This is a genomic window from Sulfitobacter rhodophyticola (assembly GCF_041281685.2).
Classification (GTDB): Bacteria; Pseudomonadota; Alphaproteobacteria; order Rhodobacterales; family Rhodobacteraceae; genus Sulfitobacter.
Map to the genome: position 1 here is coordinate 1314476 of NZ_CP166251.2, position 23677 is coordinate 1338152.

At 56.9% G+C, this 23677-nt stretch carries 25 protein-coding genes, 1 tRNA gene and 1 pseudogene; 10 read left to right on the forward strand and 17 right to left on the reverse strand.

Going from position 1 to position 23677, the window contains the following annotated elements; genetic code table 11:
• Position 1: 1 nt before the first annotated feature.
• Genes AB4X18_RS07425 through AB4X18_RS07445 form a run of 5 tightly spaced genes read right to left on the reverse strand, consistent with a single transcriptional unit; the run spans position 2 to position 2251 of the window.
• Positions 2 to 838: a lytic transglycosylase domain-containing protein gene (locus AB4X18_RS07425; RefSeq protein ID WP_370399489.1), complete on the reverse strand. Its 837-nt coding sequence runs from the start codon at positions 836 to 838 to the stop codon at positions 2 to 4.
• A gap of 1 nt (position 839) precedes the next feature.
• Positions 840 to 1109, reverse strand: a complete 270-nt coding sequence (locus AB4X18_RS07430; protein ID WP_370399490.1) for a flagellar biosynthetic protein FliQ — start codon at positions 1107 to 1109, stop codon at positions 840 to 842.
• 25 nt (positions 1110 to 1134) lie between these two features.
• Positions 1135 to 1452, reverse strand: coding sequence for a flagellar hook-basal body complex protein FliE (locus AB4X18_RS07435; protein WP_370399491.1), 318 nt, complete (start codon positions 1450 to 1452; stop codon positions 1135 to 1137).
• Positions 1453 to 1462: 10 nt separating this feature from the next.
• Entirely contained in the window at positions 1463 to 1873 is a 411-nt protein-coding gene (gene flgC, locus AB4X18_RS07440) for a flagellar basal body rod protein FlgC (protein WP_370399492.1), read from the reverse strand.
• A 24-nt stretch (positions 1874 to 1897) separates the two neighbouring features.
• On the reverse strand, positions 1898 to 2251 hold the full coding sequence (locus AB4X18_RS07445; RefSeq protein ID WP_370399493.1) for a flagellar basal body rod protein FlgB: 354 nt from the start codon (positions 2249 to 2251) through the stop codon (positions 1898 to 1900).
• Between the two features lie 64 nt (positions 2252 to 2315).
• Between AB4X18_RS07445 and AB4X18_RS07450 the strand changes: the two genes are divergently transcribed.
• Complete coding sequence (locus AB4X18_RS07450; RefSeq protein WP_370399494.1) at positions 2316 to 3710, forward strand: FliI/YscN family ATPase; 1395 nt, start codon at positions 2316 to 2318, stop codon at positions 3708 to 3710.
• Positions 3711 to 3796: 86 nt separating this feature from the next.
• Here AB4X18_RS07450 and AB4X18_RS07455 read toward each other — a convergent pair whose 3' ends face one another.
• From AB4X18_RS07455 to AB4X18_RS07470, 4 genes are all read right to left on the reverse strand, one after another.
• A complete protein-coding gene (locus AB4X18_RS07455) occupies positions 3797 to 4624 on the reverse strand; it encodes a flagellin (RefSeq protein WP_299877620.1) in 828 nt (275 codons plus the stop codon).
• A gap of 128 nt (positions 4625 to 4752) precedes the next feature.
• Complete coding sequence (locus AB4X18_RS07460) at positions 4753 to 5250, reverse strand: flagellar biosynthesis protein FlgI (protein ID WP_370399495.1); 498 nt, start codon at positions 5248 to 5250, stop codon at positions 4753 to 4755.
• A gap of 22 nt (positions 5251 to 5272) precedes the next feature.
• Positions 5273 to 5584, reverse strand: a complete 312-nt coding sequence (locus AB4X18_RS07465) for a rod-binding protein (RefSeq protein WP_370399496.1) — start codon at positions 5582 to 5584, stop codon at positions 5273 to 5275.
• Entirely contained in the window at positions 5584 to 6723 is a 1140-nt protein-coding gene (locus AB4X18_RS07470; protein ID WP_370399497.1) for a flagellar basal body P-ring protein FlgI, read from the reverse strand. The genes AB4X18_RS07465 and AB4X18_RS07470 overlap by 1 nt, the downstream gene beginning before the upstream one ends.
• 168 nt (positions 6724 to 6891) lie before the next feature.
• On the opposite strand from AB4X18_RS07470, the gene AB4X18_RS07475 reads away from it, so the two are divergent.
• A complete protein-coding gene (locus AB4X18_RS07475) occupies positions 6892 to 7578 on the forward strand; it encodes a response regulator transcription factor (RefSeq protein WP_432817248.1) in 687 nt (228 codons plus the stop codon).
• A 9-nt stretch (positions 7579 to 7587) separates the two neighbouring features.
• Here the strand turns inward: AB4X18_RS07475 and AB4X18_RS07480 are convergent, their stop codons facing one another.
• The 4 genes from AB4X18_RS07480 to AB4X18_RS07495 form a co-directional block, all read right to left on the reverse strand.
• Positions 7588 to 8670: a flagellin gene (locus tag AB4X18_RS07480; protein ID WP_432817249.1), complete on the reverse strand. Its 1083-nt coding sequence runs from the start codon at positions 8668 to 8670 to the stop codon at positions 7588 to 7590.
• 10 nt (positions 8671 to 8680) lie between these two features.
• On the reverse strand, positions 8681 to 10099 hold the full coding sequence (flgK, locus tag AB4X18_RS07485) for a flagellar hook-associated protein FlgK (protein ID WP_370399501.1): 1419 nt from the start codon (positions 10097 to 10099) through the stop codon (positions 8681 to 8683).
• A 24-nt stretch (positions 10100 to 10123) separates the two neighbouring features.
• Positions 10124 to 11425, reverse strand: a complete 1302-nt coding sequence (locus AB4X18_RS07490; protein WP_370399502.1) for a flagellar hook protein FlgE — start codon at positions 11423 to 11425, stop codon at positions 10124 to 10126.
• Between the two features lie 159 nt (positions 11426 to 11584).
• Positions 11585 to 13414 (reverse strand): tetratricopeptide repeat protein, encoded by a 1830-nt coding sequence (locus AB4X18_RS07495; RefSeq protein WP_432817250.1) that lies wholly within the window; start codon positions 13412 to 13414, stop codon positions 11585 to 11587.
• A 118-nt stretch (positions 13415 to 13532) separates the two neighbouring features.
• Here AB4X18_RS07495 and AB4X18_RS07500 point away from each other — a divergent pair, with 118 nt between their 5' ends.
• The 5 genes from AB4X18_RS07500 to AB4X18_RS07520 are packed head-to-tail and all read left to right on the forward strand — an operon-like array spanning position 13533 to position 17010.
• Positions 13533 to 14267, forward strand: coding sequence for a flagellar hook basal-body protein (locus tag AB4X18_RS07500; protein ID WP_432817251.1), 735 nt, complete (start codon positions 13533 to 13535; stop codon positions 14265 to 14267).
• Positions 14268 to 14286: 19 nt separating this feature from the next.
• Complete coding sequence (gene flgG / locus AB4X18_RS07505; protein ID WP_370399506.1) at positions 14287 to 15072, forward strand: flagellar basal-body rod protein FlgG; 786 nt, start codon at positions 14287 to 14289, stop codon at positions 15070 to 15072.
• Positions 15073 to 15082: 10 nt separating this feature from the next.
• On the forward strand, positions 15083 to 15784 hold the full coding sequence (gene flgA / locus AB4X18_RS07510; RefSeq protein ID WP_370399507.1) for a flagellar basal body P-ring formation chaperone FlgA: 702 nt from the start codon (positions 15083 to 15085) through the stop codon (positions 15782 to 15784).
• Positions 15781 to 16536, forward strand: a complete 756-nt coding sequence (flgH, locus tag AB4X18_RS07515; protein WP_370399508.1) for a flagellar basal body L-ring protein FlgH — start codon at positions 15781 to 15783, stop codon at positions 16534 to 16536. Before flgA ends, flgH begins: the two co-directional genes overlap by 4 nt.
• 12 nt (positions 16537 to 16548) lie before the next feature.
• Positions 16549 to 17010: a flagellar biosynthesis protein FlgH gene (locus AB4X18_RS07520; protein WP_370399509.1), complete on the forward strand. Its 462-nt coding sequence runs from the start codon at positions 16549 to 16551 to the stop codon at positions 17008 to 17010.
• 4 nt (positions 17011 to 17014) lie between these two features.
• On the opposite strand, the gene AB4X18_RS07525 is transcribed toward AB4X18_RS07520, so the two are convergent.
• Genes AB4X18_RS07525 through AB4X18_RS07535 form a run of 3 tightly spaced genes read right to left on the reverse strand, consistent with a single transcriptional unit; the run spans position 17015 to position 19975 of the window.
• Positions 17015 to 17680, reverse strand: a complete 666-nt coding sequence (locus tag AB4X18_RS07525) for a flagellar hook assembly protein FlgD (protein ID WP_370399510.1) — start codon at positions 17678 to 17680, stop codon at positions 17015 to 17017.
• A gap of 12 nt (positions 17681 to 17692) precedes the next feature.
• On the reverse strand, positions 17693 to 19354 hold the full coding sequence (locus AB4X18_RS07530) for a hypothetical protein (protein WP_370399511.1): 1662 nt from the start codon (positions 19352 to 19354) through the stop codon (positions 17693 to 17695).
• Positions 19355 to 19975, reverse strand: a complete 621-nt coding sequence (locus AB4X18_RS07535; protein ID WP_432817252.1) for a sigma-70 family RNA polymerase sigma factor — start codon at positions 19973 to 19975, stop codon at positions 19355 to 19357. It abuts the gene before it with no gap.
• A gap of 225 nt (positions 19976 to 20200) precedes the next feature.
• On the opposite strand from AB4X18_RS07535, the pseudogene AB4X18_RS07540 reads away from it, so the two are divergent.
• Positions 20201 to 20488, forward strand: a pseudogene (locus AB4X18_RS07540) (transposase); the annotation flags it as partial.
• A gap of 906 nt (positions 20489 to 21394) precedes the next feature.
• On the opposite strand, the gene AB4X18_RS07545 reads toward AB4X18_RS07540, so the two are convergent.
• Positions 21395 to 21470: transfer RNA gene (locus AB4X18_RS07545), tRNA-Lys, on the reverse strand.
• 107 nt (positions 21471 to 21577) lie between these two features.
• Here AB4X18_RS07545 and dapF point away from each other — a divergent pair.
• On the forward strand, positions 21578 to 22414 hold the full coding sequence (dapF, locus tag AB4X18_RS07550; protein ID WP_370399513.1) for a diaminopimelate epimerase: 837 nt from the start codon (positions 21578 to 21580) through the stop codon (positions 22412 to 22414).
• Positions 22411 to 23664 carry a tRNA (N(6)-L-threonylcarbamoyladenosine(37)-C(2))-methylthiotransferase MtaB gene (gene mtaB, locus AB4X18_RS07555; RefSeq protein WP_432817253.1) on the forward strand — a complete coding sequence of 418 codons (1254 nt, stop codon included), beginning with the start codon at positions 22411 to 22413 and terminating at the stop codon, positions 23662 to 23664. Before dapF ends, mtaB begins: the two co-directional genes overlap by 4 nt.
• Positions 23665 to 23677: the final 13 nt, after the last annotated feature.

Genomic DNA, 23677 nt, shown 5'->3' on the forward strand with positions numbered 1-23677 from the left:
GTCAATTATTTACTGCGTTGTGGAGCAGTAAGGGCTGCAACGGCACGTTGGAGTAGATCGAAATCTGGTTGAAACGGCGGCCCTGTATGGCACCGGTCATATCCGCGCTCCATCCGATGATGGGTTTAGGCCTGCCGGAACCGGACGCAGGGCCAGATGCCTTACGTGGATCATTTGCGGCCAGGGCGATACCGTTTGCCATCATCGCGTTGGCAACCTGCTGATTGCGGGTCAGCTTCGTCAGGTAGATTTCCTTGAACTTGGGTCTTGAGGAATGATAGCGGCCTGCTGCCTCCCACCAATCGCCTGTTTCGCGGTAAAGCCTGCGCAGAAACCGTGCGGCATAATCTGCGTTTGCAATCGGGTCCGTGGCCTGCTCAAGCGATGCAAACTCCTGCGCGTGCCATTTCTGATTCACCTGCATGCAGCCCACATCGATAGAACTGATCCCTTGCGCCTGCTTGCCGCGCACCCAGTTTTCCAACGCGACCTTGCTGCGGAAAAACGCGCCATTGCCGTGGTAATTGCCGGTCCACGGCCAGATGGTCAGCGCGCCGTCGACTTGCCGCCCGGCTTCCTGCACACCGATGGCCAGCAGGAGGTTGTTGGGGATCTGGTGGCGTGACTGAGCGGCCAGAATTGCGGCAATGCAGTCTGGTTGAGCGATCGTGATGTTCTGCCTTTCGGGGTGCTCGGGTGTATCTGGTGCGAGGGCAGGACGGGTCGAAAGGCTATAGAACCCTTTCCATGAAACCAGTTCCGTCGCATCGGCAGGTTCATACATGATCCACGACCCAACCGCCAAAGCGCCTGCGAACCAGAAGATCTTGCGATCCATGTCAAACCCCTCCGCTGACGATCAGATCAAAGACCCGGTCAGAGAGGCGCACAAGAGTTGAGAATACAAACGGCAGAGAGATTGCAAGCGTCAGGAAAATGGCTGCAATCTTTGGGACGAAAGTGAGGGTCATTTCCTGAATCTGGGTGAGCGCCTGGAAGAATGCGATCACAAGCCCAACACCAAGAGCAACGATCAAGACCGGCCCGGAGCCGATCAGGACTGCCATGATGGTTTGGCGAATGACCTCATATGTTGTTATCTCGTCCACGGGCGACCCTTGTTCAAATTCAGCGTCAGATCGGCATCCGCATCACTTCCTGATAGGCGTCGACCATCTTGTCACGCAGGGCGACAGCCACCTGAACTGTGCTTTCCATGGCCATGGTTGCCTCAACCACCTGCTGCAAACCGGCGTGCCCATTCAAGGCAGCAATCGCGGTGCTGTCCCCTGTGCGCACGGTGTCCACAGCCTGCGCTGCGGCATTCGACACCATTTTGGAAAAATCCTCGGTCTGCTCCTTGGGCGGGAGGTTCTCTGCGGTGTTCGGGCGCGCCGATTTGGCATAGGCGCTTTCGATGTAGGTTGAGCGGATTGTTGAAAAGTCGGTCATGTCTTCTTCCTCAGCTCAGCAAATCTACCAGAAGGCGCCGCATGGAACGGGCATTTTCCATCATCGATAGATTGGCCTCATAGCTGCGCGCGGCTTCGCGCATGTTGCTCATCTCGATTAGGGGGTTCACGTTGGGCAGCTTGATGTATCCATCTGCATTGGCGGAGGGGTGCGAGGGATCAAAACGCAGCACGAAGCTGGATTTGTCCGCCTCGACCTCGCCAAGCTGGACGATGGCGGCGCCTGTGCTGGGATCGACGCTATTCTCAAAATTTACGATCTTGCGCTGATAGGGGTCACCGCCCGGTTTATTGGACGTCGAATTGGCGTTGGCCACGTTTTCTGACACCACGCGCAGGCGCTCCCCTTGCGCGCGCATGCCGCTGGCGGCGGTCTTTGATATCAAACTAAGCGGATCCATGCAGCCCTCCTATCCGGCATGTTGCTATCGGCGCCCAGCCACAGCGCCGATCATTTCATACGCCTTGCGATACAGGCCCGCGGCGATCCGGAACTGACCGGCGGCGCTGCTGGCTTCCATCAGTTGCTCTTCAAGAACGACGTTGTTGCCGGTCAGATCTTCGGACCAGCTGACCTTGGCTTCCTGCGTCTTCGCTTCCTGAAGAGAGCCGGAGGCTTTGGCGTTGTGGAGGTAGCTGGCAAAGCTTTCCACCTCTTTCGCGCGGTAGCTGGCGACATCCGAGTTGGCGATGTTCTCGGACACGGCCTTTTGTCGGCTGGCGAGCCACTGAAGCCGCTTTGGTGCAAGATCAAAAAGTGATGTTGGTTCTGTGTTCATTATGGACTCGTGTTTTGTTCTTACCTTATATCAAGTATAAAATGGTTAGTGAAGGATTAAAAATATGTCTATCTATTCTAACCTCCAAGAACAGATGTATTCGGCGCGCAGTACGCGGGTTGTCGGCAGTGTGAAGTCCATTGTTGGTCTCAACCTGACGGTTGGCGGATTGGAAACGCTGGCGGGTATTGGCAGCCGGTGCGAAGTAAAAGGCCGCAAAGGCGCCGTTGCCGGAGAGGTCGTGGGTCTGCAAGGCCATGACCTGTGCATATTGCCTTTTGGGGAATGGGATGGCGTTGCCGTTGGGGATGAGGTTGAATTGATCTTCTTTGATGACCTGATCCATCCAGATGATAGTTGGATCGGTACAGTGATTGATGGCTTGGGGCGGCCGCTGTCCAAATACCGTTCCGCCCCGCGTGCGCATCGGCGGAAGTCCTTCAAACCACAGCCGCCGCGTGCCTTTGATCGCAAGCCGGTCGGAAGGCGTTTGGAAACGCAGATCAAATGTATCGATCTGTTTACCCCGCTGTGTCAGGGGCAGCGGATGGGGGTGTTCGCGGGATCTGGCGTCGGAAAATCTACGATGATGGCCATGCTGGCCCGCAACACGGATGCGGATTTGATTGTCATTGGGCTGATCGGCGAACGCGGCCGCGAAGTGCAGCAGTTCATTCAGGAAGATCTGGGTGAAGAAGGGATGGCGCGCGCGGTGGTCGTTGTATCAACCGGGGATGAAGCGCCGTTGATGCGCAAGCAAGCGGCCCTGACAACCACAGCCATTGCCGAGCATTTCCGCAAACAGGGCAAACAAGTTCTTGTTCTTCTGGACAGTGTGACCCGCTTTGCCATGGCGCAGCGGGAAATCGGACTGGCGCGAGGGGAGCCGCCAACGCTGCGGGGCTATCCGCCGTCGGTCTTTTCGGAATTGCCGCATCTGCTGGAACGTGCGGGGCCCGGCCCGGAGGGAGAGGGGGACATCACCGGTCTCTATACGGTGCTGGTCGATGGCGATGACATGAATGAACCAATTGCAGATGCGGTGCGCGGGATCGTGGACGGGCATATGGTGCTGGACCGGCGCATCGCGGAGCAGGGTCGGTTTCCGGCAATCGACCTGCAACGGTCGCTGTCGCGGATGCTACCGGATTGCCATTCACCCGAAGAGTTCGCGATCATCAAGACAGCCCGTAAGGCCTTTGGTCGCTACGCAGACATGGAAGACCTGATCCGGCTGGGGGCCTATAAACCCGGATCTGACACGGAAACGGATGAAGCCATTGAGTTTTTCAAGGCATCCAGTCCCTTCCTGTCCCAACGGCGCGGGGAAATGTGTACGACAAGCGAAAGCTTTGCGGAGATGTACCGCATGATCCTGGAAGCAGGGATCGAAGACCCTCTGCGCGCATTCTTTGAAAAGGAGGAGGGCTTGCCAGAGTTGGAACAAGCGGCACCGTAAAGGACTGCGCGTTCTGGTGGGGCAGTCAGTGTTTCGCCCAATCGTGGGATTGGGCGAAACGTGTTTTCAACTCAGCGTGGTCCGACTTAACGGAACAGGCTCAAGATGTTCTGTGGAGACTGGTTTGCAATCGACAGCGACTGAGTCGCCAGCTGCTGTTGGACCTGGTAGGCCTGCAAACGCGCTGCTTCTTCTTCCATGTCCGCGTCCACAAGGGAGCTGACACCGGAATCCAGCGTGTCTGTCAGGCTGTCTAGGAACTGCATCTGCCCTTCCAGCGTCTTTTCCGTCACACCAAGGGATGTTGCCGCGTTGATCGCATTGCCCAATTCGGCTTCTGCAACAGCAAGCTTGGCACCCATGGTTGTACCGGTATCAGTCACATCAATGGCCACGAGCGCATCGTGGATGGCCTGAAGGTCAACAGACTGGAACGAGATGGAAGTCGTTGCGAATGTACCGCCGGAACGGGTGATACCCGTGGTCACGGTTGTTGTCGCAGCGGGGCCGCCAACCAGGTCGTTGCCGTTGAAGGTGGACTGATCGATCACACCCTGGATCTGGCTTGCCAAACCTACAAGTTCGGCCTGAACGTCGGCACGGTCGATGCCTTCGGTTTGCGCAAACGCAACCCGTTCGATGAACTGGCCGGTCAGGTCTGTGACGGTTTCAGCACCAAGACGGGCAGTGGAGACAGAGTTCTTTGTCGCTGTCATGCCTTCGTTGATGGCTTTGTACATGCCACTATCGCTTGCCATTGTTTCAGACAGGGCAAAGTAGGCGGCATTTTCTTTGCCGGAACGAATGGCCAGACCTGTGGAAACACGGTCCTGGGTTTCATTGAGCCCGCGGTTCACCATCTTCAGGGTGGAAAGGGCATTCATTGCGGAGGTATTATTGAGAATGGATGACATTTAATGTACTCCTGTTTTCTCATGAATTTCAGTCTTCTGACTGAGATGCTGGTTCGACCAGCATGAGAGAGATAACCGCAAAAGTTAAAGCGGGGTTAATGAAACGGGCATTTATCGCATTCTGCGGATTAGAATTCCCGGTCTATCTTCATTTCCGGTCTCTGGTTGACAGAGACCTTCTCTCCTGTCTCTGCATATACGCCACCTAAACCGTTGCGGTTAAGGATTTTTTCGTGTTCTCGGAGGATTGTCTTAACGGTAATGGCCATGCGTGACAGTAATGCACCATTTTCTTCGATGCTTTCCTTGAGATTGGCCATATGCATGCGCAAATCCCGCTGTTTGGCGGCGGCATGATCCAGAAACGGTTCAATCAGTGGGGTATGCAGTTCCAGCCATTTAAGGCTTCTTGACTTGTCATCGAACAGGTTGGTGATGGTTTTGAGCTCACCTTTCTTGATCGCGGCAATTTCCTGACGCAGGATTTCGATGGTTTCGCCAACCCTGACGACATACGTGTCGAGGTTCGCCTCGTCCTCTGCTGTCAGGACAAGAGGAGCTGGAGCGCCATCTGCGGCCGGAAGCAGTTGGCGTTCACCAAAGCGGAACTTCTTGGGCGCGATCATATCATCGTCTCTCCGCCGTTTTTCATGTCTTGTCGGATGCGGTGTCGGTGTAGGCGCCAATCATCTGACTGACACTGCCGGAAAGCCCAACGCCCCCTTGCTCCACCAGATGTTTTGCGACGGCCTCGGACATGAAAGATCGCCACATCTCTGCCTGATGCTCATCCCCGAAGGCGGTGGCCCCTGCGGTCTTCAACATCTCATCGACAAATTGCCCCAGAAACACGGCTTCAAACTCCTTCGAGGCTTCGGCAGATTTGCTATCCTCAGTTGCGGCTCTGGTCTGCTGCAAAAGGGTCCCTACGTTTGCTGGTGTGATTTGAACGTTCTGCATCAAATAATCTCCAGATCTGCATGGAGCGCGCCAACCGCCTTGATCGCCTGAAGGATGGAAATCGTCTGGCGGGCGCCCACGCCGATGGCGTTCAGTCCATTCACCAGTTCTTGCAGGCTGACGTCGCCATTAAGGATGGTGAACTTTCGTTCTTCGGCGCTGATGTCGATCTCTGTCTCCGGCACGACGACGGTGTTCCCGCCGATCTGGATCGGGGCGCCGGTGATGACACCCGTTGAACCACCGACACTGACCGGACCGGGTTGGCTGACCCTGTAGTTTTCCTGAATGCGCACGGTCAACCCGCCCTGACTGATGGCGACCTGAGCGATGCGTACATTTGCCCCCATCACGATGGTGCCAGTCTTTTCATCCACGACCACGCGGGCAATGGCGTCGGGCTGCACCGTCAGGTTCTCGACCGCTGCCATGGTGGCAGGAACATCGCTTTTGTCGCCAATCCAGAGTTCGACCGTGCCGGGATCCAGCACTTCAACCGAACTGGCGCCAAGCTTGTCAGCGATCACGTCGCGGATGCGGGTGGCGGTGGTAAAATCGGGATCCCGCAGAGCGATGCGCACGCTGTTGAGCTGGACGAGGTTGAAGTCCACCTCACGCTCGACAATCGCGCCGTTTTCAATCTTGGCAATCGTTGGCACGCCTTCGGTAATACTTGCCGCATTACCTTCAACTGCAAAGCCCGATGACACGATGGGCCCTTGCGCAACAGCGAACACGGCACCATCCGCACCGGTCAGCGGACTGACCAACAGCGTCCCGCCGCGCAGACTGGTCGCATCCCCGAGCGACGATACAGTGACGTCGATCGGAGAGCCGCGCCGCGCGAAGGGTGGGAGTTTCGCTGTGACCATCACCGCAGCGGTGTTTTTGGTATTCAGCGAGTTGCCTTCAAGATTGGCAACGCCGAGGCGCTCCAGCATGCCACGAATGGATTCTCTGGTGAACGGGCTAGAGTTCAGCTTGTCACCAGTACCTTGCAGGCCAACGACCAGACCGTAGCCGATCAGGTGGTTTTCACGGACGCCTTCAAATGTGGCGATGTCCTTGATCCGCACATCCGCGCTGGCTGTGATGACCTGCGTCATCAGGACAACAAGAAGGGCTGAAACGCGTGTCATCAGAGGGCGCATGTCACCGGCATCCATAATCTTCGATTTGCAAGTATTACAAAACTGTACTTGTATATCTTTCACATTTTATGAATAATACAAGTTCTAATCTACATTTATTATTGATAAGTGAAAATTTAATCCTTAAACCAAAGAAAAGCGAAGCGAGGCAGAATAATGCGGGTTTTTGTATTTGAACCGCGAGAAGAACGTCGGGCCGGCCTGATCGTTGAGCTGCGCAGCAGCGGGATTGAGCCCCAGATGATCACGGAAGACTTCTTCTCAGCCGGTCTGGGGGGGCATTCAGAGGCAAAGATCGATACAAGTGCGATCTTGTTGGGTGAATATCCCGAAGTGCAACGCCACATTCGCGCCCTGCGCCAAAGGGGCTGCGCCAATCCTCTGATCGTTCTCAAGGACTTCCGAAATGCGCAAGGCACGGCGGAGCTTCTGAACATAGGCGCCGATGATGTGATCGTCAGCCCCATTCGGGGCGCGGAGGTGCACTCACGGGTTAATTCCATCATTCGCAGGCTCTATGGACATGCGGCAGACAGCGTTGTTGTGGGTGAGTTGACCGCTTTCTTTGATGGCAGCGACCCGATCGTGTCAGGCAGCCGTATCAAACTGTCCAAGCGGGAGCATTCGGTTTTTCAACACCTTGCGCTGAACTCGAACAAGGTGATTTCGAAAGACGCGATTTACGACGCGATCTATGGCGCAAGTATTGATCAGCCCTTTGACAAGGTGATCGACGTCTACATCTGTAAACTGCGCAAGAAGTTTGCCAAGGCGGCAGACAGTGGGTGGCAATATATCGAGACGGTGCATGGCCGTGGTTACAAGCTTACCACGCCAGAATAGGCAGCCACCTTAGCGAAGAAATCCAAGAATGGACAAACCCGAAAGGCGGGCAGTCACCTGGTAGGTGGCTTCAAGCTGGCGCTCCATGTTTGTCATCCGGGTGATCGCCTCATAGGGATCGACGTTCTCATAATCAGTGATCATGTTCCGTTGGACCAATGACAGATCTCTCAGCTGGATCTGCGCTTTTTCAACAACTTCCTGATTGAAGCCGGTGCGGGCTGAAATCTGCAACAACCCTTCCTGACCCTTTGCAAGCGTGTCGCTGACTTCTGCTACCCAGGCACGGTACGTCGCAGTGTCCATGTTCGTCGTGTCTGCCGCAATCAGCATGGTCAGCCCCTTGTAGGTCTGGCGGATTGCTTCATCATTGGCCTGAACGCCGTATTCCAGTTCTTGGCCGGCAGCGACCCATGCGGTGACACGCCTGATCTCGGTGCCACCCGCATCGAATTCCTTGGTGCCGTTAAAGAACGTCTCTTCATAGTTGCGGGCAGGGGTGCCGATGTCTGCTGAGTTGAACACGACATCCAGTGCTGCAGAAATTGTGCTGACCTCGACCACATTTGTGGGGCCGTTGGCGACAATACTGTTGATGATATCTTCGGGCGACAAGCCTGTGTCAGGATTGGCCTGCGTGTACCGAGTGAGTGGGCTGACCTCGGAGGCGAGCCCGGCGAAGATATGCTCACCATTGAAGTTGGTGTTCATCGTTCCGATGAGTTCATCCAAAGCGGCGCGCGCCTGCGTCTGCAACAGCGACGCGCCGGACCCCGCTTGCGAGGTGTCAAAGAACGTCGTTTCCACCACCGACTGGATCGTGTCGCGCAGCTTGTCCATGGAGTTGATGGTCAATTGAAGCTTGTTCGCGATCAGCATGTTCGACTGCATATAGGTCTGCGTATCTTCTTCTCGAATGCGCAGTTTCATCACAGAGGATGAGCGTGACCCCAATTCGGTGTATATATCCGCCTTGCGCCCTGTCGCGACTTCCTGTCCCGCCTTTTGCAGGGCTTGCGCCGTGCGTTCCACGTTCTGACGGCTGAAAAGGTTAAGCTGAAAGCTGGAGTTTGTGCGGATCGACCAGTTCATGACATCCCTCTCAAACCGCTGCGATCAGAGTGTCGATCATCTCTGAAACCGCGCTCAGAACACGGGCGTTGGCGGCATAGCTTTGTTCGATCAACAGCAATTGCTGCATCTCGTCATCAATGCTGACCCCTTCGGAATTCCGCCGCGCGGCCATCACCAGTTCCGCGGCAGAAGCGGCAGCGTCAAAGCTGTTCTCTGCCCGCGCGCGTGCCGTGGCCTGGGCGGTGACAAATTCAGCGGCGAAGTCGGACACAGTGACAAAGGCGGGTATCCCCGTTGCGGGATCGGCGCCAACCGGTGTGTTCAGCCCGTCGATGAAGGCCGAAATTTGCGCCGGGTCCGACCCATTGCCCGGTGCTGCCGCGCCCAGACCATCGCGAATGCGCCAGACCTCCGCGCCGCCCGACATGGATATGTTTTCATTCAGGGCGATGCGGCTGGCAATCCCTTCGGTATTGGCCGGATCAAAGGCCATGCCGTTGTCTGTAAACAGACCCGGTTGACCGGGGGCAAGGCTGGCATCCGCACTCTGAAAGCTCTCAATCAACCCGCGTGCATATTCATCCAACTGGCTGCTGAACCGGGGAATGATGTCGCGTTTGAGTTCAAACAACCCCACAAGGCTGCCGTGCTGAAGGCCGCGCACGTTCTCCTTGAACGGTGTGATGTCCTGATCCCCGGCCATCAGTGTTCCGTCGGATGGACTATAGGAGACATCCTGTATCAGATCGCCTTCCATCAATGCAGCGCCACCAATTGTGTAAAGGCTGATCGACCCTGCCGAAGAGACTGTGACGCGCATATCAATGGTGCCGGAAATCTGGTCCAGCAGGCCGTCGATGCGCTCATCCAGTTGCGCTGATTCCAGCGATCCGGCCTGAAAATTGCGCTGCTGTTGGTTCAGATCCCGCAAGGTATAGAGCGCTTGATTGAGGTCAGCGACCTCATATCGGATCTCCATATCCACTTCGTTGCGGGTGGTGCCCAGCGTCGTTGCGGCACTGCGCACGGAATTGGCCACCTGTTCCGCAGCCAGCACGGCACCTGTCTGCGCGCCTGTGGAAGAGGGCATGTTGATCAGCGTCGTCAGGCTGTTCTGAAAATCTGAGAATTTATCGGCTGGGGAAATTCCATCTCCGGGCTGGCCCAGAAACACTGTATAGCTTTTCAAGCCCTCGGTCACAGCCTGATGGCGGGCCATCTTGCCATTTTCCAACCGCGCCAGTTTAGCCAGCGTATCATCAACCTCCCGGCGGATTTCGCCGACCCGAGCACCGCCCTGACCGGGACCAGATGTCACCAGTTCCGCCCGCCGCCGGACATATCCCGGCGTCGATGCGTTGGCGACATTATCCGCCGCCACCCGCGACAAGCTTTGCGTCGTGGAAAGCCCGCTTGTCGCGGAATTCAGGGCACCGGTAAGGTTCATGTCTTACTCCGGCTCAGCTATTGTTTATCGTTTCAGCCGTGTGGTTTCATCCATCATGTCGTCAACGGTAGTAATAACCCGCGCATTTGTGGAAAACGCCCGCTGGGCGCGGATCAGATCTGTCATTTCCTGCGCAATATCCACGTTGGACCCCTCAAGCGCCTGCGCGTTTATCGCACCCGTGTTGGATGTGTTTGCACGACCGGCAAAGAACGCACCGGATTCACCGGAAAGCGAATAGGCATTGCCCTTGCGTTCGATCAGACCGTTGGAGTTGGCAACCGTGGCGACCGGAATATCAAAGATTGCTGTGCGCAGGCCATTGTCGAAGACGCCGAACAGCGTGCCCTCTTGGTTGATCTCGGTGCGGACCAGTTCACCGACGCTTGTACCGTCTCGCTCAAACGCCAGACTGAAATCGCCCGCGAATTGCGTGACACCTGTAAATGTGCCCGGTGCGCCCAGATCGATTGAGACGGTTTGAGGAGACACACCGTTGTTGAGGGTAATGGAGGCGGTGCCGGTCGCCGTATCAAAGGAGAAGGCCGCAGGGGAAATCGCTGTGGATGTGGCATTGTTGTAGGCCAGCGGAGACCCGGCCATCGCACCGGAATCGTTGTATTCGATCTCTACACTGCCCAGAGGGTCGCCGTTTTGATCAGATAGGGACAGTTCCCACACATTTGCACTGGTTGTGGGTTGCCAGGAGAAACCCACTCGCTGGCTTTCACCAAGGCTGGTAAAGACTTCGGAGGAAGATGCAAATGGCGCGCCAGGTGTCGCGGCGCCCGTATCCTGGGAGGGCAGATTACCAAAGGTGGACATCTGCGTGGTGCCCGCGGCAGACACGCTAATGTTGCCGACGTTCACGGTTTCCATCTGGGAGAAGTTGCTGCGATCAACCGAGCCGAGTTCACCGTCCAAATTGTAGCGATAGCCCGCGAGATAGAACCCCGCAGAGTTCTTCAAGTTACCGTTTTCATCAGGCAGGAACGACCCGGCGCGGGTTAGCAGATAACTGCTCTGCGCGGTTTCGTTCGGATTCAGGCTGACGACGAAAAAGCCGTTACCACCAATTGCCAGATCGGTTGCGGAGGTGGTGGAAATCAATCCACCTGCGGTCTGCATGTCCAACTGCCCCACAGCTGATACGGATAGAACGCCTGACCCGCTGCTGCCAGAGGAGGTCGTTGTCACCATCTGGGCAAACCCGCGCTTGTAGCCAACTGTGTTCGCATTTGCGATATTCTCGGAAATGTTGCCCACCGCCCGAGAGTTTGCCTGCAGCCCACTGACGCCCGTCTGGAGCGCGCTCGAAATGCTCATCAATCCACCTGCATATTATTTTTGTTCGCTTTTGATTTTAAGTATTTACACAGCCAGGGTTTAAGCCGGGTTAACGCTTTGTGAATTGTTGAGAAATCCTTCTATTTTGGCGGATGTTTAGAAATGGTGTAAGACAAATGTCACACCTATCCATGGATCTTAAGGTGAGATGCCCGCATTTTTGATCTTTTCAAAGGCGGTTTGAAGTCCTTTGAGCCGCCTTTCGGCTTCATCTGCGCGCAGCGGCAAGACCGCTTCGCGTTTTTCGCTCAAACTTTTCGCAAGCGCGATGAGATTTTCTGAGCTTGTCAGGCTAGGAAAGGCACGCACTACTTCTTGAATTGTTTCATCATCATTGGTCTTCTTGGCGGCGATGAGCAGGTATGTCGCGTCCTTGACATCAAAATTCTGCGGATACTGCTCCCATAACGCGTCCAGATCCACCTTCGCATCTTGCCACTGTTCTTCGTCTACAAGGACACGCGTGCGTTTTCTCATCTGAGCGAGCGTGGGCGACGGCACGTTGGTCTCAAGAAACGCGGTGTTCTCTCCCCCGTCAGCAAGAATATCTGCCTTTAACCGCAGATACCGTTCGTTCATCTCATCATCCGGGGCAGATCCGGCCTCGGCTAATGTTGCCCGCGCAGCAGAATAAAGACCCGCCCGATGCTGGGCGGAGGCCAGTTTCAAGTTCAGGCGAAAAAGCGTTTCCGCCGTGTTCTCATCCTCCGGACTGTCGAGCACGATCAGTTTGGCGCGGTCGAATTCGCGCATGGCTAGGTCCGTAGCGCCCATCTCTAGCACCTTGTCGCCAAGGCGTTCGGGGTATTGGGCAAATCCGCTCAAGTTTGAATAAATGGGGACGATGCGCAGATGAAATGACATCCAGTTGGACAGCGATGTCCTACCGCTCTCTCCATGTGCGTAGACACGTTCCAGCAGGTCGGAGGCTTGCTCCTCTGCCTGCGCGCGTTCGCCAGACTTTGGAAAACGGGTGATGACTTTACCAAGGCTCAGCAGGCTCTCCGCTGCATTCCCCAAAAGGACGCTGACCTCTGCCTGTTTGCGCAGCAATTGCAACTCAAGCTGACCGCCGCGCCAGTCCTCTTGGCCTGCATCCAGAACAGCCTGTGCCGCCAGCAGGGCCCCTTCGCTGCCATTGCGCAGGGCCATATTGGCGATGTTCAACCGCGCGCGTGCCGCATATCTGTCCCAGCCCTGCGCCGCGATCATATAAGCATCCAGCGCGGAGGATTCATTGCCGCGCTGCTCTTCCTCACTGCCGCGCAGGAAGTGGCGTGTCGGCGTATCCTTATAGAGTGGCATTTCTTCGATCAGTTGGATCGCACCATCCGCATGATCCAGATGATCCGTTTCAATTGCTGCTTCGATGAAGAGCGGCAGCATGTCTTCCAGCATGGCGCGGGACTGGCGTTGGAGAGCGCGGAAACTTGGTTCGATGTTGGCGTTCAGACCTTCGATGTCCCCAACCGCAATTGCCTGCAATGTCCGCCAGAACGCAGTATCCGGGCGGTCGGGATCAACCAGTGGTGAGGTTTCAAAATCCTCAACCGAGATCCCTTCCAGAAGTCGCGCTGCATGGGTCAGCGCGGCATGCCGCCATTCCTGGGGTGGGTTTTCCGGTGTGATGCCATCCAGCAAGGATGCCGCTTCGAAAACAAGCATGTGCGTCAGGTACAGCTCGACCAGATCCAACATGACGCTTTGCTTTTCCGGGCCATGGGCGGCGCCCAGTGTTTCGATGTTCTTCTTGAGGTCCCTGTGAAATGTGCTGGCAGGCCAGTGGCGCAGATCGAGCACCTCTGACCACGCGGCCTGGCGTTGTGTTGGGACGGGCGGTTGGGGCACGACAAACATGGGATGTTTTTCGGCTTTTTCCTCCTTTGCCTCCGTTGCGGCAGCGGCCATGGTTGGCGATTGGCCAAGAACAGTAAGAGCAAGTAAGGCCAAACGGTAATAATCTGTCATTGAGTTTTTCGTCCAATTTAGATTTATACTTGCTCTATTCTTGTATTTGTGGCTATTTAATTTTGCAACTTAAGAATAAAAGATCCGCTTCCAGAAAGATCAGAGCAGGGTGAGGTAGATGGGTTCCGTAAGCTATGTGTCGTTGTCAAAAGCAACTGCGCTTGAACGCAGCATGAACATGACGGCGCATAATCTGGCCAACTCGTCTACCTCCGGGTACAAATCCATGAAGCCGCTGCTGGAAACCGTCGACAGCCCGAGCCAGGGTGAGAATGTCAGCTTTGTGAATGACAGCGGGTCATACCTCGACATGAGTAAGGGCACTTTGTTGCCCACGGGCAATCCGCTTGATCTGGCGATTGCTGGAGAAGGATGGTTCTCCTTCCAGCTTGCGCAAGGCGGCACTGGGTATGGTCGGCATGGTCAACTGGCTGTTGTTGCCGAAGGGCAGGTCAGAACCTCTGCGGGTCACACGCTGCTGGATGCTGGTGGTGGCCCGATTGTCTTGCCGGCAGAAGCAGGATCAAACGTATCTATCGCATCTGACGGGACGATCGTGGATGACGGTGGCGCGGTGCTGGGTACGGTCGGTGTCTTCGATATTCCAGACGGAGCAGACATGACACCGCTCGGTGGCGGCACCTATGCCTTGCCGCCGGACACGCCCGCACCAGAACCCTCCGACATTCCCAACATCATGCAGGGCTTTGTCGAGACCAGCAATGTGCAGGCGGTCGTGGAAATGACGCGCCTCATCGACATCCAGCGTGCCTATGAAAACGCCATCACGCTGATGAACGAAGATGATAAACTGACCCGCGCCGCTGTCGAAAGACTTGGCCCTAGCAGGTAATTGATAAGGAGATCCTGACATGAAGGCTTTGGGAATTGCAGCAACAGGCATGCTGGCGCAGCAGACAAACGTCGACGTCATCGCGAACAACATTGCCAATGCCAATACGACGGGCTTCAAGAGCGGCCGGGCGGCGTTTCAGGACCTGATCTATCAAAACGTTCGCAGTGCAGGCACGCTGACATCAGAGGAAGGCACCGCGCGGCCTGTTGGGACGGACATCGGTCTAGGGGTACAGGCCTCCGGTGTGATCCGGCATAACACCCAAGGCGGCTTGGTGCAGACGGAAAACCAGCTTGATCTTGCCATCGATGGGCGGGGTTACTTTGTCGTCAACCGTCCGGACGGAACGCAGGCCTACACGCGCGCTGGCACATTTCAGCTCAGCGCTGAGGGGCAGATGGTGGCGATCAACGGTTTTGATATCGAACCAGCAATCGTGGTGCCGGAGCTGACCCGGCAGGTTGAAATCAACCAGTTTGGCGTTGTGATGGCCTATGTTGAAAACAGCACCGAACCGACAGAGCTGGGTCAGATCACGCTGGCAACTTTCGTCAATGATGCGGGCCTCAAACCGATTGGGGACAACCTGCTGGAGGCAACAACTGCATCCGGTGAGGCGGTTGAAGCAACGCCCGGTTCCCCCGGCATTGGCGTGACCCGGCAGGGGTATCTGGAGAATTCCAACGTCAACATCATTCAGCAGATCACCGATCTGATCTCCGCCCAGCGGGCGTATGAGATGAGCTCTAAAGCGATTGAGACCGCAGATCAGATCATGACCACGACTAACCAGATCAAATAGGAGGGCTGACATGATCCGCCTGATGACACGACGCATCGTTGAATGGATCGCCGTCATACTGGTTTTGCTGCTGGGCCTCACCTTCTGGAGCGACTTTGCCCAGGCGTCTCAGGACAGTGTCGCGGTCATGATCGAGGAACGTGCCGCGGCTGAACTGGGACCGACCCTCCCCGACAACAGCCGGATCGAGGTTCGGCTGGCGGCTGGTTCGATTCAGAATGGTGACTTTGTTCAGGAATTCTGGATGGATCCAAAGACGGGTCACTTCATCGCGAATGTGATGACCGAATACGGCGTACCGCAGCGGGTCTGGGGGGTCGCTGTGGTGACAATTGAAGTCCCTGTGCCAACGCGACAAATCCTGCCAGATGAGATCATTCAGGTCAGCGATATCACGACAGTGGAAATGCCGTTACAACGATTGGGCACCTTTGCCGTGCGCGCCAAGGATGACGTGATCGGCAAGCAAGTGCGCAGGATGCTGTCAGTAGGCAGGCCGGTGCCGCGCCAATCGGTCATTCCGCCGAAGCTGGTTACACGCGGTGAGAAGGTGAAGATCGTCCTCAATCAGGGCGGGCTGCGTCTGACCGCCAAGGGGCGCGCCCTGGCGGATGCGCATCTGGGGCAGGAAATCAGGGTGGTCAATCTGAGCAGTAACAAAACAATTTCAGCAATTGCCAGATCGCAGGGCATCGTAGAGGTCGATCAATGAACACATCCGAAACTGACCGCACCAACTCCCGCCGCCTCTTGCAGGCGGTCGGTGCATTTTGCGCGATAGCCTTGCTTGTCGCTTGTGCTGAAATCGATGAAATGCGCGATCCAACCGTCAGCAACGTGGTGCTGGACCCCAACCAGATGACGGAAGTGAACAGCATCCGCGTACCCATGCCGCTTGAACAGGCACCGTCCGCCCCAAAACGGGCAGAGGCATCAAGCCTGTGGGACAGCGGATCCACCAGCTTTTTCCGGGATCGGCGGGCCGCGAAAGTGGGCGATCTGGTCACGGTCCTTATTGACATTAACGACCGTGCACGTTTGCAAAACGCATCCGAACGCAGCCGCAGCAACAGTCGGGAGGTCAAGGATCCCGACGTTCTCAACTTCGATGTGCAGACAGAGTCCGGTTCCCTGCTGGGATTGGAAAGCGATTCTTCAAGCAGCGGCGAAGGTTCCATCCAACGCAACGAGAGCATTCGCCTGCGGGTCGCCGCCCTGATCATCCGGGTGCTCCCCAATGGGAATTTTGTCCTGGCCGGTCGGCAAGAAGTCAAAGTCAATGCAGAGCTGCGCGAGTTGCGGATTGCGGGCATCATCCGGCAGGCGGACATCAACGTGGATAACACCGTCGACTATGACAAAATAGCAGAGGCGCGGATCACCTATGGTGGCCGTGGCCAGATCTCAAACGTACAAAAACCGCGCTACGGCGACGATTTGCTTGAGATCGTTCTGCCGTACTGACGCGTTAGTCCAATGATCAAGATTCTGATCCTCGTCACGGTTGTTCTGGGAGCGGGCGCCGCTGGTTTTTTCGGAGAGCGGTTCTTCAGACCGGTGGAGGCAGCCAAGGCGATGGACCGGCTCAAAGACGAGAAAGAGCTGCTGTTCAAGATGCCGCTGGGCCGCTTTACCGTCAAACTCCCCAAGGGTCAGGAGGTGGTGCAACTGGTCTTTGACATCGACGTGTACATCATGGGCGCGGTAGCGTTTCAGAACATCAACGGCGCATTGGGACGCGCGCGCTTGCGGGATGCGACCGTTACCGCAATGGCAGAAATGGCGGAGCGTGAGGTTGGCCTTGCCGAGGTGGTCCTTGCTGACAGTGGAAAGACGGCGCTTGCGAAGAAGGTGGTGCGCAAACTTTTTGTGCGCTTTCCGGAGGTCCGCACGGCACGGGTCAACAGCTTTGTCGTGAAGATTGACAAGGTCAAATAGCGGTTCAGCTTGCCGATTTGACAGAGATCGACGACACTGTTTCGCCGCCGGTCAATTCAAACAACAACTGCCCTTCCTTAAACCGCACTTCCTGAACTGAGGCATCGCGATAGGTGTTGACAGGGATTGCATCACCGTTGTCGTCGGTAGCCGTGATCAGGATCTGGTATTCACCGGCAAGCATTGGGTTGCCGAAATCATCTGTACCGTCCCATGTCAGGGGTGTTTCAATGCCGCTTTGCCCCGAAAGCCCATGTATCGTCCGCACAACGCGCCCGAGCGGATCAATCACCCGCGCGGTGACGTCCTGTGCTACACTGCTCAGTTCATATGCGGTCGACGCCGTGCCGTTTTCCAGCATCAGCTTGTCTGAGTTGACGGAGACCGAACGGCCAAGCAGGTCTGTGCCGCCCACGTTCAGCAAGCCGCTGATCTGAGCGGTAAGCGTTTCAAGCTGGGTGTTGGTGCGGACGGTTTGTTCAACCTGCGAAAGCTGGGCAAGTTGTGTGACAAATTGTGAGGCATCCACCGGTTCCAGCGGGTCCTGATTGCTGACCTGCGCCGTCAACAGGTTGAGGAAATTGGTATAATCCTCTCCCAACTGCGAAAGGGAATTCGCACCTGTCACTTGATCGGTTGCGTTGTTCAGCAAGGCAGGGCTGGTCAGCATGGTCGGTCCCCTCTAGGTCAGAATGTCGATGCGGTCATCGCCAAGAATGTCAGCATGTTGAACGGGTGCTGCGGTTTCAGCCCCGTCCTGTGAAGTACCTGAGAACGCAGACTCGCCGCCGCTGGACTGGCCGCCCTGCTGTTGCGCGCCGCGTTCATGGAATTCGAAAACGGTGCCGTCAGAGACGCCGATCGTCTGCGCCAACAGATGCCGGTCATCGCGAAGGTGTTGCAGGATCATCGGGTTTTCCACCCGCACAATCACTTTGGAGGCGAGGTCTTTGTCACCGGCGATGATCTCGACATCAATGTTGCCAAGGCCGCGCGGGTGCAGGTGCACTGAAGTCCGGCCATCGACAACTTCCGCGGCTTTGACCTGCATCATCAATGCTTCGGAAAACGGTTTGGACACAGGCGCTTTGTTGACTGCGGCCTGTGCGGGGGAGACCGATGTCAGGTCTTTGTTGGCGGTCGATAAAGGCTGCAAGGCTTCGGTCGGCGTGCGGGTAAGGGCTCCCGGTAGATCATTCACAACCCCGGCTTTTGGTTCGTGCGCCAGACCCTGTGCGTCCGGTTTGGTCAGGAAGGTGGGCTGGGCATCCTTGGTGGCTTGCCAGACGGATTTGGGCGCGGCGGCCGTCTCAGCCTCGGCATCGACGGTTATGTCCAACGCGCCGGACAGGGTGTTTTGCTGGGCTTCACCCGGCTGTGCAGGGCGAATGGATGGAACCGTTTGTTCAACCGCCTTTGTCTGCCCGCTGGTCTGGATCACGCCAGCGGGTGCCTTGACGGTGGTGGTCTGCGGGCGCTGACCATCGGGGTGCAGCGCCGCTACAGGGGTTGCAGCCCCAAGGGTCGCAGCAGCCTGCGGCGTTGCGGTCTGTGCCTGTGGTGTCAGGTTGGCCACTTGCAGCTTTTCAGCCACTGCGGAGGAAGTATTGGCGACCTGCTGGGTCGGCTGTCCGGAGCGCGTAACGTCTTGTTTGAGCGTTGCAGTTACGGCCTTCGCTGGCCCGGGCAGTTCGGTGGTTGGTGCCGTCGGGGTTTGTGCGTCTTTCACGGCTGTGACGCCCTGTGCCAATGCGGGCGCAGACACCGCAGGTTGCCCGGGCGTAACGGTTGTTTTTGCGCGCGCCGCTGCGGTCTGGGGCGCTGCGGAAGGCAGCACGATCAGCGTCTGTGCTGAGGTCTGCAGAATTGCCGGTTGAGGCGTGACAGGCTGTTCGCCGACAGGTTTGGTGGAGGCTATGGCACTGCCCAAAGCGAGCTCTGGCGTGGGGGCCGTGCCCGGTGCCGCGCTGACGGCAGGCGTCACGGCTGCGCTTACCTCTCCCGTGGCGTCATTTTCCCCAATCGCCACCAGCGTGGTCAGGGCATTGGGTGTTGCTGGTGTGATCTGAATACCGGCGGATTGCGTTGGATCTTCTCCGCTTGTCACCGCACCGGGGGTCTCTGGCTTTCCGACCAGAAACTGAAGCGTATCGTCTGCACCCTCTGCGCCGGTGATGTCCGTCGCGGCACTTTCCTCTGACGACGCAGCTTGCACGGCATCCAGCAATTGATTGAACCGCTTGGTCGTGCCGCCCCCCTCGCCTTGCAACAAGGTCTTGTTTGCAGCGGCGGCGGCCCTGGGGCTGATGCTGTCCAGAAGTGAATGCGTTTGAAGGTGCTGCATTTATTCGACCCTGCTGGTCTGGGCGCCGCCCGCGGCCAAGCCATAGCGCAACCGCATCATGGCGCGTCGTTCCAGCTGCCGCAGTTTCTCAACAGTAAAGCCGAGCCTGCCTGCAAGGGCTGCAATGTCTTCGGGCGGGGATTTCATCGACCGGCACAACACAACCTCGCGGTCGATCGGATCAAGCCCCGCGATGGAGGAGGCGACGCGGCTGCGCATGGCGTCGTGACTGGATTTCTCGATCAGTTGTTCTTCGGGATTAAGCTGCGTCATCCCGGCGCGTTGCAGGTCTTCTTCTTCGAGGGTCTGGGTCTTGGGCCATGGGATGTCCGCCCGCGCCCCTGCGGGGACTTCGACAACGGCGCGCAGGCTCGACAGGGCTTTCATCGCGCCATTCTTGACCCACCAGCGTGCATAGGTCGAAAACCGCACCTCGCGGCTCAGATCGAACATGTCAGCGGCACGGACCAAGGCCAGCAATCCTTCGGAAACCAGTTCTTCCTGTTCCGTTCTGTCCTTGCCCAACCGGTGTGCAAACTGGAATGCCATCCGGGCATGGGACAAAACGAGCGTCTCAAGCGCAGCTGAATCCCTGCGCTTTTGCCATCTTTCGATGAGCATACGTTCATCATCAAGATTCAGCAGCTTCGCTCGACGCGCCGCTGAATAGGTAACTGTCATTTTGCCTGCCAATGTTTTTTTGGTTTGCGGTTAAAGAATCATGTTTTGAAGAATTGGCAAAGTTTATTCTGATTAACGCATGGTTAAAGTTTGCAGGAGTGGAGTACCTCCCTGAAAGTGGTCCACCAACTGGGATACACTATCCCGCAATTTGGAGGATCAGTGATGGCTGGGAAACGAGAGAAGCCGGAAGAGATAGTATCGAACCTTTGGCAAGTTAAAGTTCTGCAAGGGCAAGGCATCACGATCTCTGAGGCAGTGCGCCAGATTGGCGTGACGCAGCAGATCTATTATCGGTGGCGCAAGCTGTATGGTGGCATGGGGCGTGAGCAGCTGAAACGTCTCAAGGAGCTTCAGAAGGAGAACCTGCGGCTTCAGCGTGCGGTCTCTGATCTAACCCTGGACAAGCTGATCTTGATAGAAGCGGCGAAGGGTGTCCGGCGTCAGCGCTGTTGACGTTACCCAGAGTTGGATGCGCGGCGCGGGCGACTGTGATGCAGGACGGGGCCGTGCGCGGCATCGATGAGGCCGCGGCCCTGGCGGCTTTGCGAGCCCGCACGGATCATTTCAGTGACCAGCTACGCGCCTTAGGTGGGACCGCACGCAAGGCGCCTTGTCCCTGCGGTAGCCACTAATACCGAGCCGCATGCGTAAGGCCTCAACGAGATCGAACCTCCAGCTTTACGACCGGGCTCAACGGCACCGGGCGACCTTGCCTCAAATCGGAATGGGTGAAACTGCCAATCTAGGTAGAACCCGCTCCAGATGGTTCGAAGTAAGGCCGTTTCCAGCTGAACCACCATTGATACTTCTTACCTCAAATGGCGCAGTGCCCCGGTGACGGGTCCTCAGGCCAGTGTTCAGTTCAATCCCATTTTTTGCTATTGACACAAAATGAGATTTTCAGTCTGAAATACGTGCGTTGCCGGTGCTATCCAACGTCCAATTCGGAAGTGGGCACTCAACTGTCCTTGGCGACTTACACGCTCATCTCAGCTTCGGCTGCACACCACCCGAAGAGGTGGACGAATGTCCGGATTTGAAATCTGACGCGCCAGATAGAGTGAGATAGTAGTACTGAAAGCCCCGTAAAATTCTTCCAAGAAATGGCACGCTCGCTTCACACTGGAACAGTAAACAAGGGATACTCAAACAGCACTTTGTTCTGGCAGTTTGATAGCTGGTCGCTTCCCACAAATCACAGAGACCAGCTACTAGGGAAAAATCCAGTCTCCGTAACAATTTCGTAGCAATCCATAAAGTTGGGTGAAATGTCCCCCATATGTCCCCCAGCACTCGACCCTGCGGCACTCTTTGCGAATGAGCACTCGCCAAGATCCTGTAAATACTGAGAAACAGTGGTGAGCCGTGCAGGGTTCGAACCTGCGACCCACTGATTAAAAGTCAGTTGCTCTACCAACTGAGCTAACGGCCCACGAGGGCTGTATCTAGAAAGGAGTCCCCATAGGGTCAAGCCCCAAAAGTCGCGAAAACATGGCCTCCTTCTGGATATGTGCGACGGGGCCGGTTATATGCGCCAGCATGAACACTGCTGCGACACACGGACTGCCCTTTATGAAGATGCATGGGCTTGGAAACGACTTCGTCGTTGTGGATGCGCGTGTCCACAAACAACCCCTGACCGCCAGGTTGGCTCAGGCAATAGGGCATCGGCACTTTGGGGTGGGATTCGATCAGCTTGCCGTCATCACGAACGAAGGCGCAGGCGACGCGCATCTGACGTTCTACAACGCGGATGGGTCCATGGCAGCGGCCTGCGGCAATGCAACGCGCTGCATCGCGCGCCACCTGATGGACGAATCCCGCAAGACCGTCCTGCATCTGACCACTGCTCGGGGTGATCTGGCGGCCGAAGATCGGGGCAATGGGCTGACGGCCGTGAATATGGGCATGCCGCAGCTTGAATGGCATGAGGTTCCTTTGACGCAGGAAATGGACACACTTGCCCTGCCCCTCAAGGGAGAACCGACAGCGACGGGGATGGGCAATCCGCACTGTACATTCTTCGTCAAGGATGTGGCCGCCATCGACCTGCCGACGCAAGGCGCAAAGCTGGAACATCACCCGCTTTTTCCTGAGCGCACGAACGTACAGTTCGCTCAGATCATCGGCCTGGATCACATCCGCATGCGGGTCTGGGAACGTGGGGTGGGTGTCACGCTGGCCTCTGGCTCCTCCTCCTGCGCAACGGCCGTGGCGGCAGCGCGGCGCGGTTTGACAGGTCGGAAGGTTCAGATGGAACTGGACGGTGGAACGCTCGAAATTGACTGGCGTGATGACGGCGTCTGGATGACCGGACCCAGCAGCCATGTGTTTACCGGCACCCTGACACAAGCCTTTCTGGACAGCATCAAATGAGCGCGCCGGTCTTTTCCAACCACGGTTGTCGCCTGAACGCCTATGAGGTCGAGGCGATGAAGGATCTGGCCGGGCAGTCCGGCCTTGGCAACGCCGTGGTCGTCAATACCTGCGCCGTCACCGCAGAGGCTGTGCGAAAAGCGCGGCAGGATATCCGCAAACTGCGCAAGATCCATCCGGATGCACGCCTGATCGTCACCGGGTGCGCCGCGCAGACGGAGCCGGAGACGTTTCAAGCCATGCCTGAGGTGGACGCCATCATCGGCAACACCGAAAAGATGTTGCCCGAAACGTGGGCGGGCCTCTCAGCCGATTTCATTGGTCAGACAGAACGCGTTCAGGTCGATGACATCATGTCCGTAACAGAGACGGCGGGCCATCTGATCGATGGCTTTGGTACCCGGTCGCGGGCCTATGTGCAGGTCCAGAACGGATGCGATCACCGTTGTACGTTCTGCATCATTCCTTACGGTCGTGGAAATTCCCGATCCGTCCCGGCGGGCGTTGTCGTGGATCAGATCAAGCGGCTGGTGGACAAGGGTTTCAACGAAGTCGTACTGACGGGTGTCGACCTGACTTCCTGGGGGGCGGATCTGCCTGCAACGCCGCGTCTGGGCGATCTGGTGATGCGGATCCTCAAACTGGTCCCCGACCTGCCACGACTGAGGATCAGTTCCATCGACAGCATCGAGGTGGACGAGAACCTGATACAAGCCATCGCCACCGAACCGCGCCTGATGCCCCATCTGCATCTGTCGTTGCAACACGGCGACGACATGATCCTCAAGCGGATGAAACGTCGGCACCTGCGCGATGACGCGATACAATTCTGCACCGATGCGCGCCGTCTGCGCCCTGACATGACGTTTGGCGCGGACATCATCGCAGGTTTTCCCACCGAAACCGACGCGATGTTCGATAATGCGCTGGCGCTGGTGGAAGATTGCGATCTGACCTGGCTGCACGTCTTTCCCTATTCCAAGCGCCCGGGCACCCCTGCCGCGCGGATGCCGCAGGTGAACGGAATCACCATCAAGGCCCGCGCCGCCCGTCTGCGCGCCGCAGGAGAGCGGCAGGTCGCCCGACACCTGAAATCACAGGTGGGGCGAACCCATAATGTACTGATGGAAAGCCCCCTGAGGGGTCGGACGGAACAATTCACCGAAGTGCATTTTGACAAGCCCCAGTCCGAAGGTGCCATCGTGACAGCCCGGATCACCGGCGCGCACAAAGGCAGCCTTGCCGCCTGAAGATTGTCTTTGC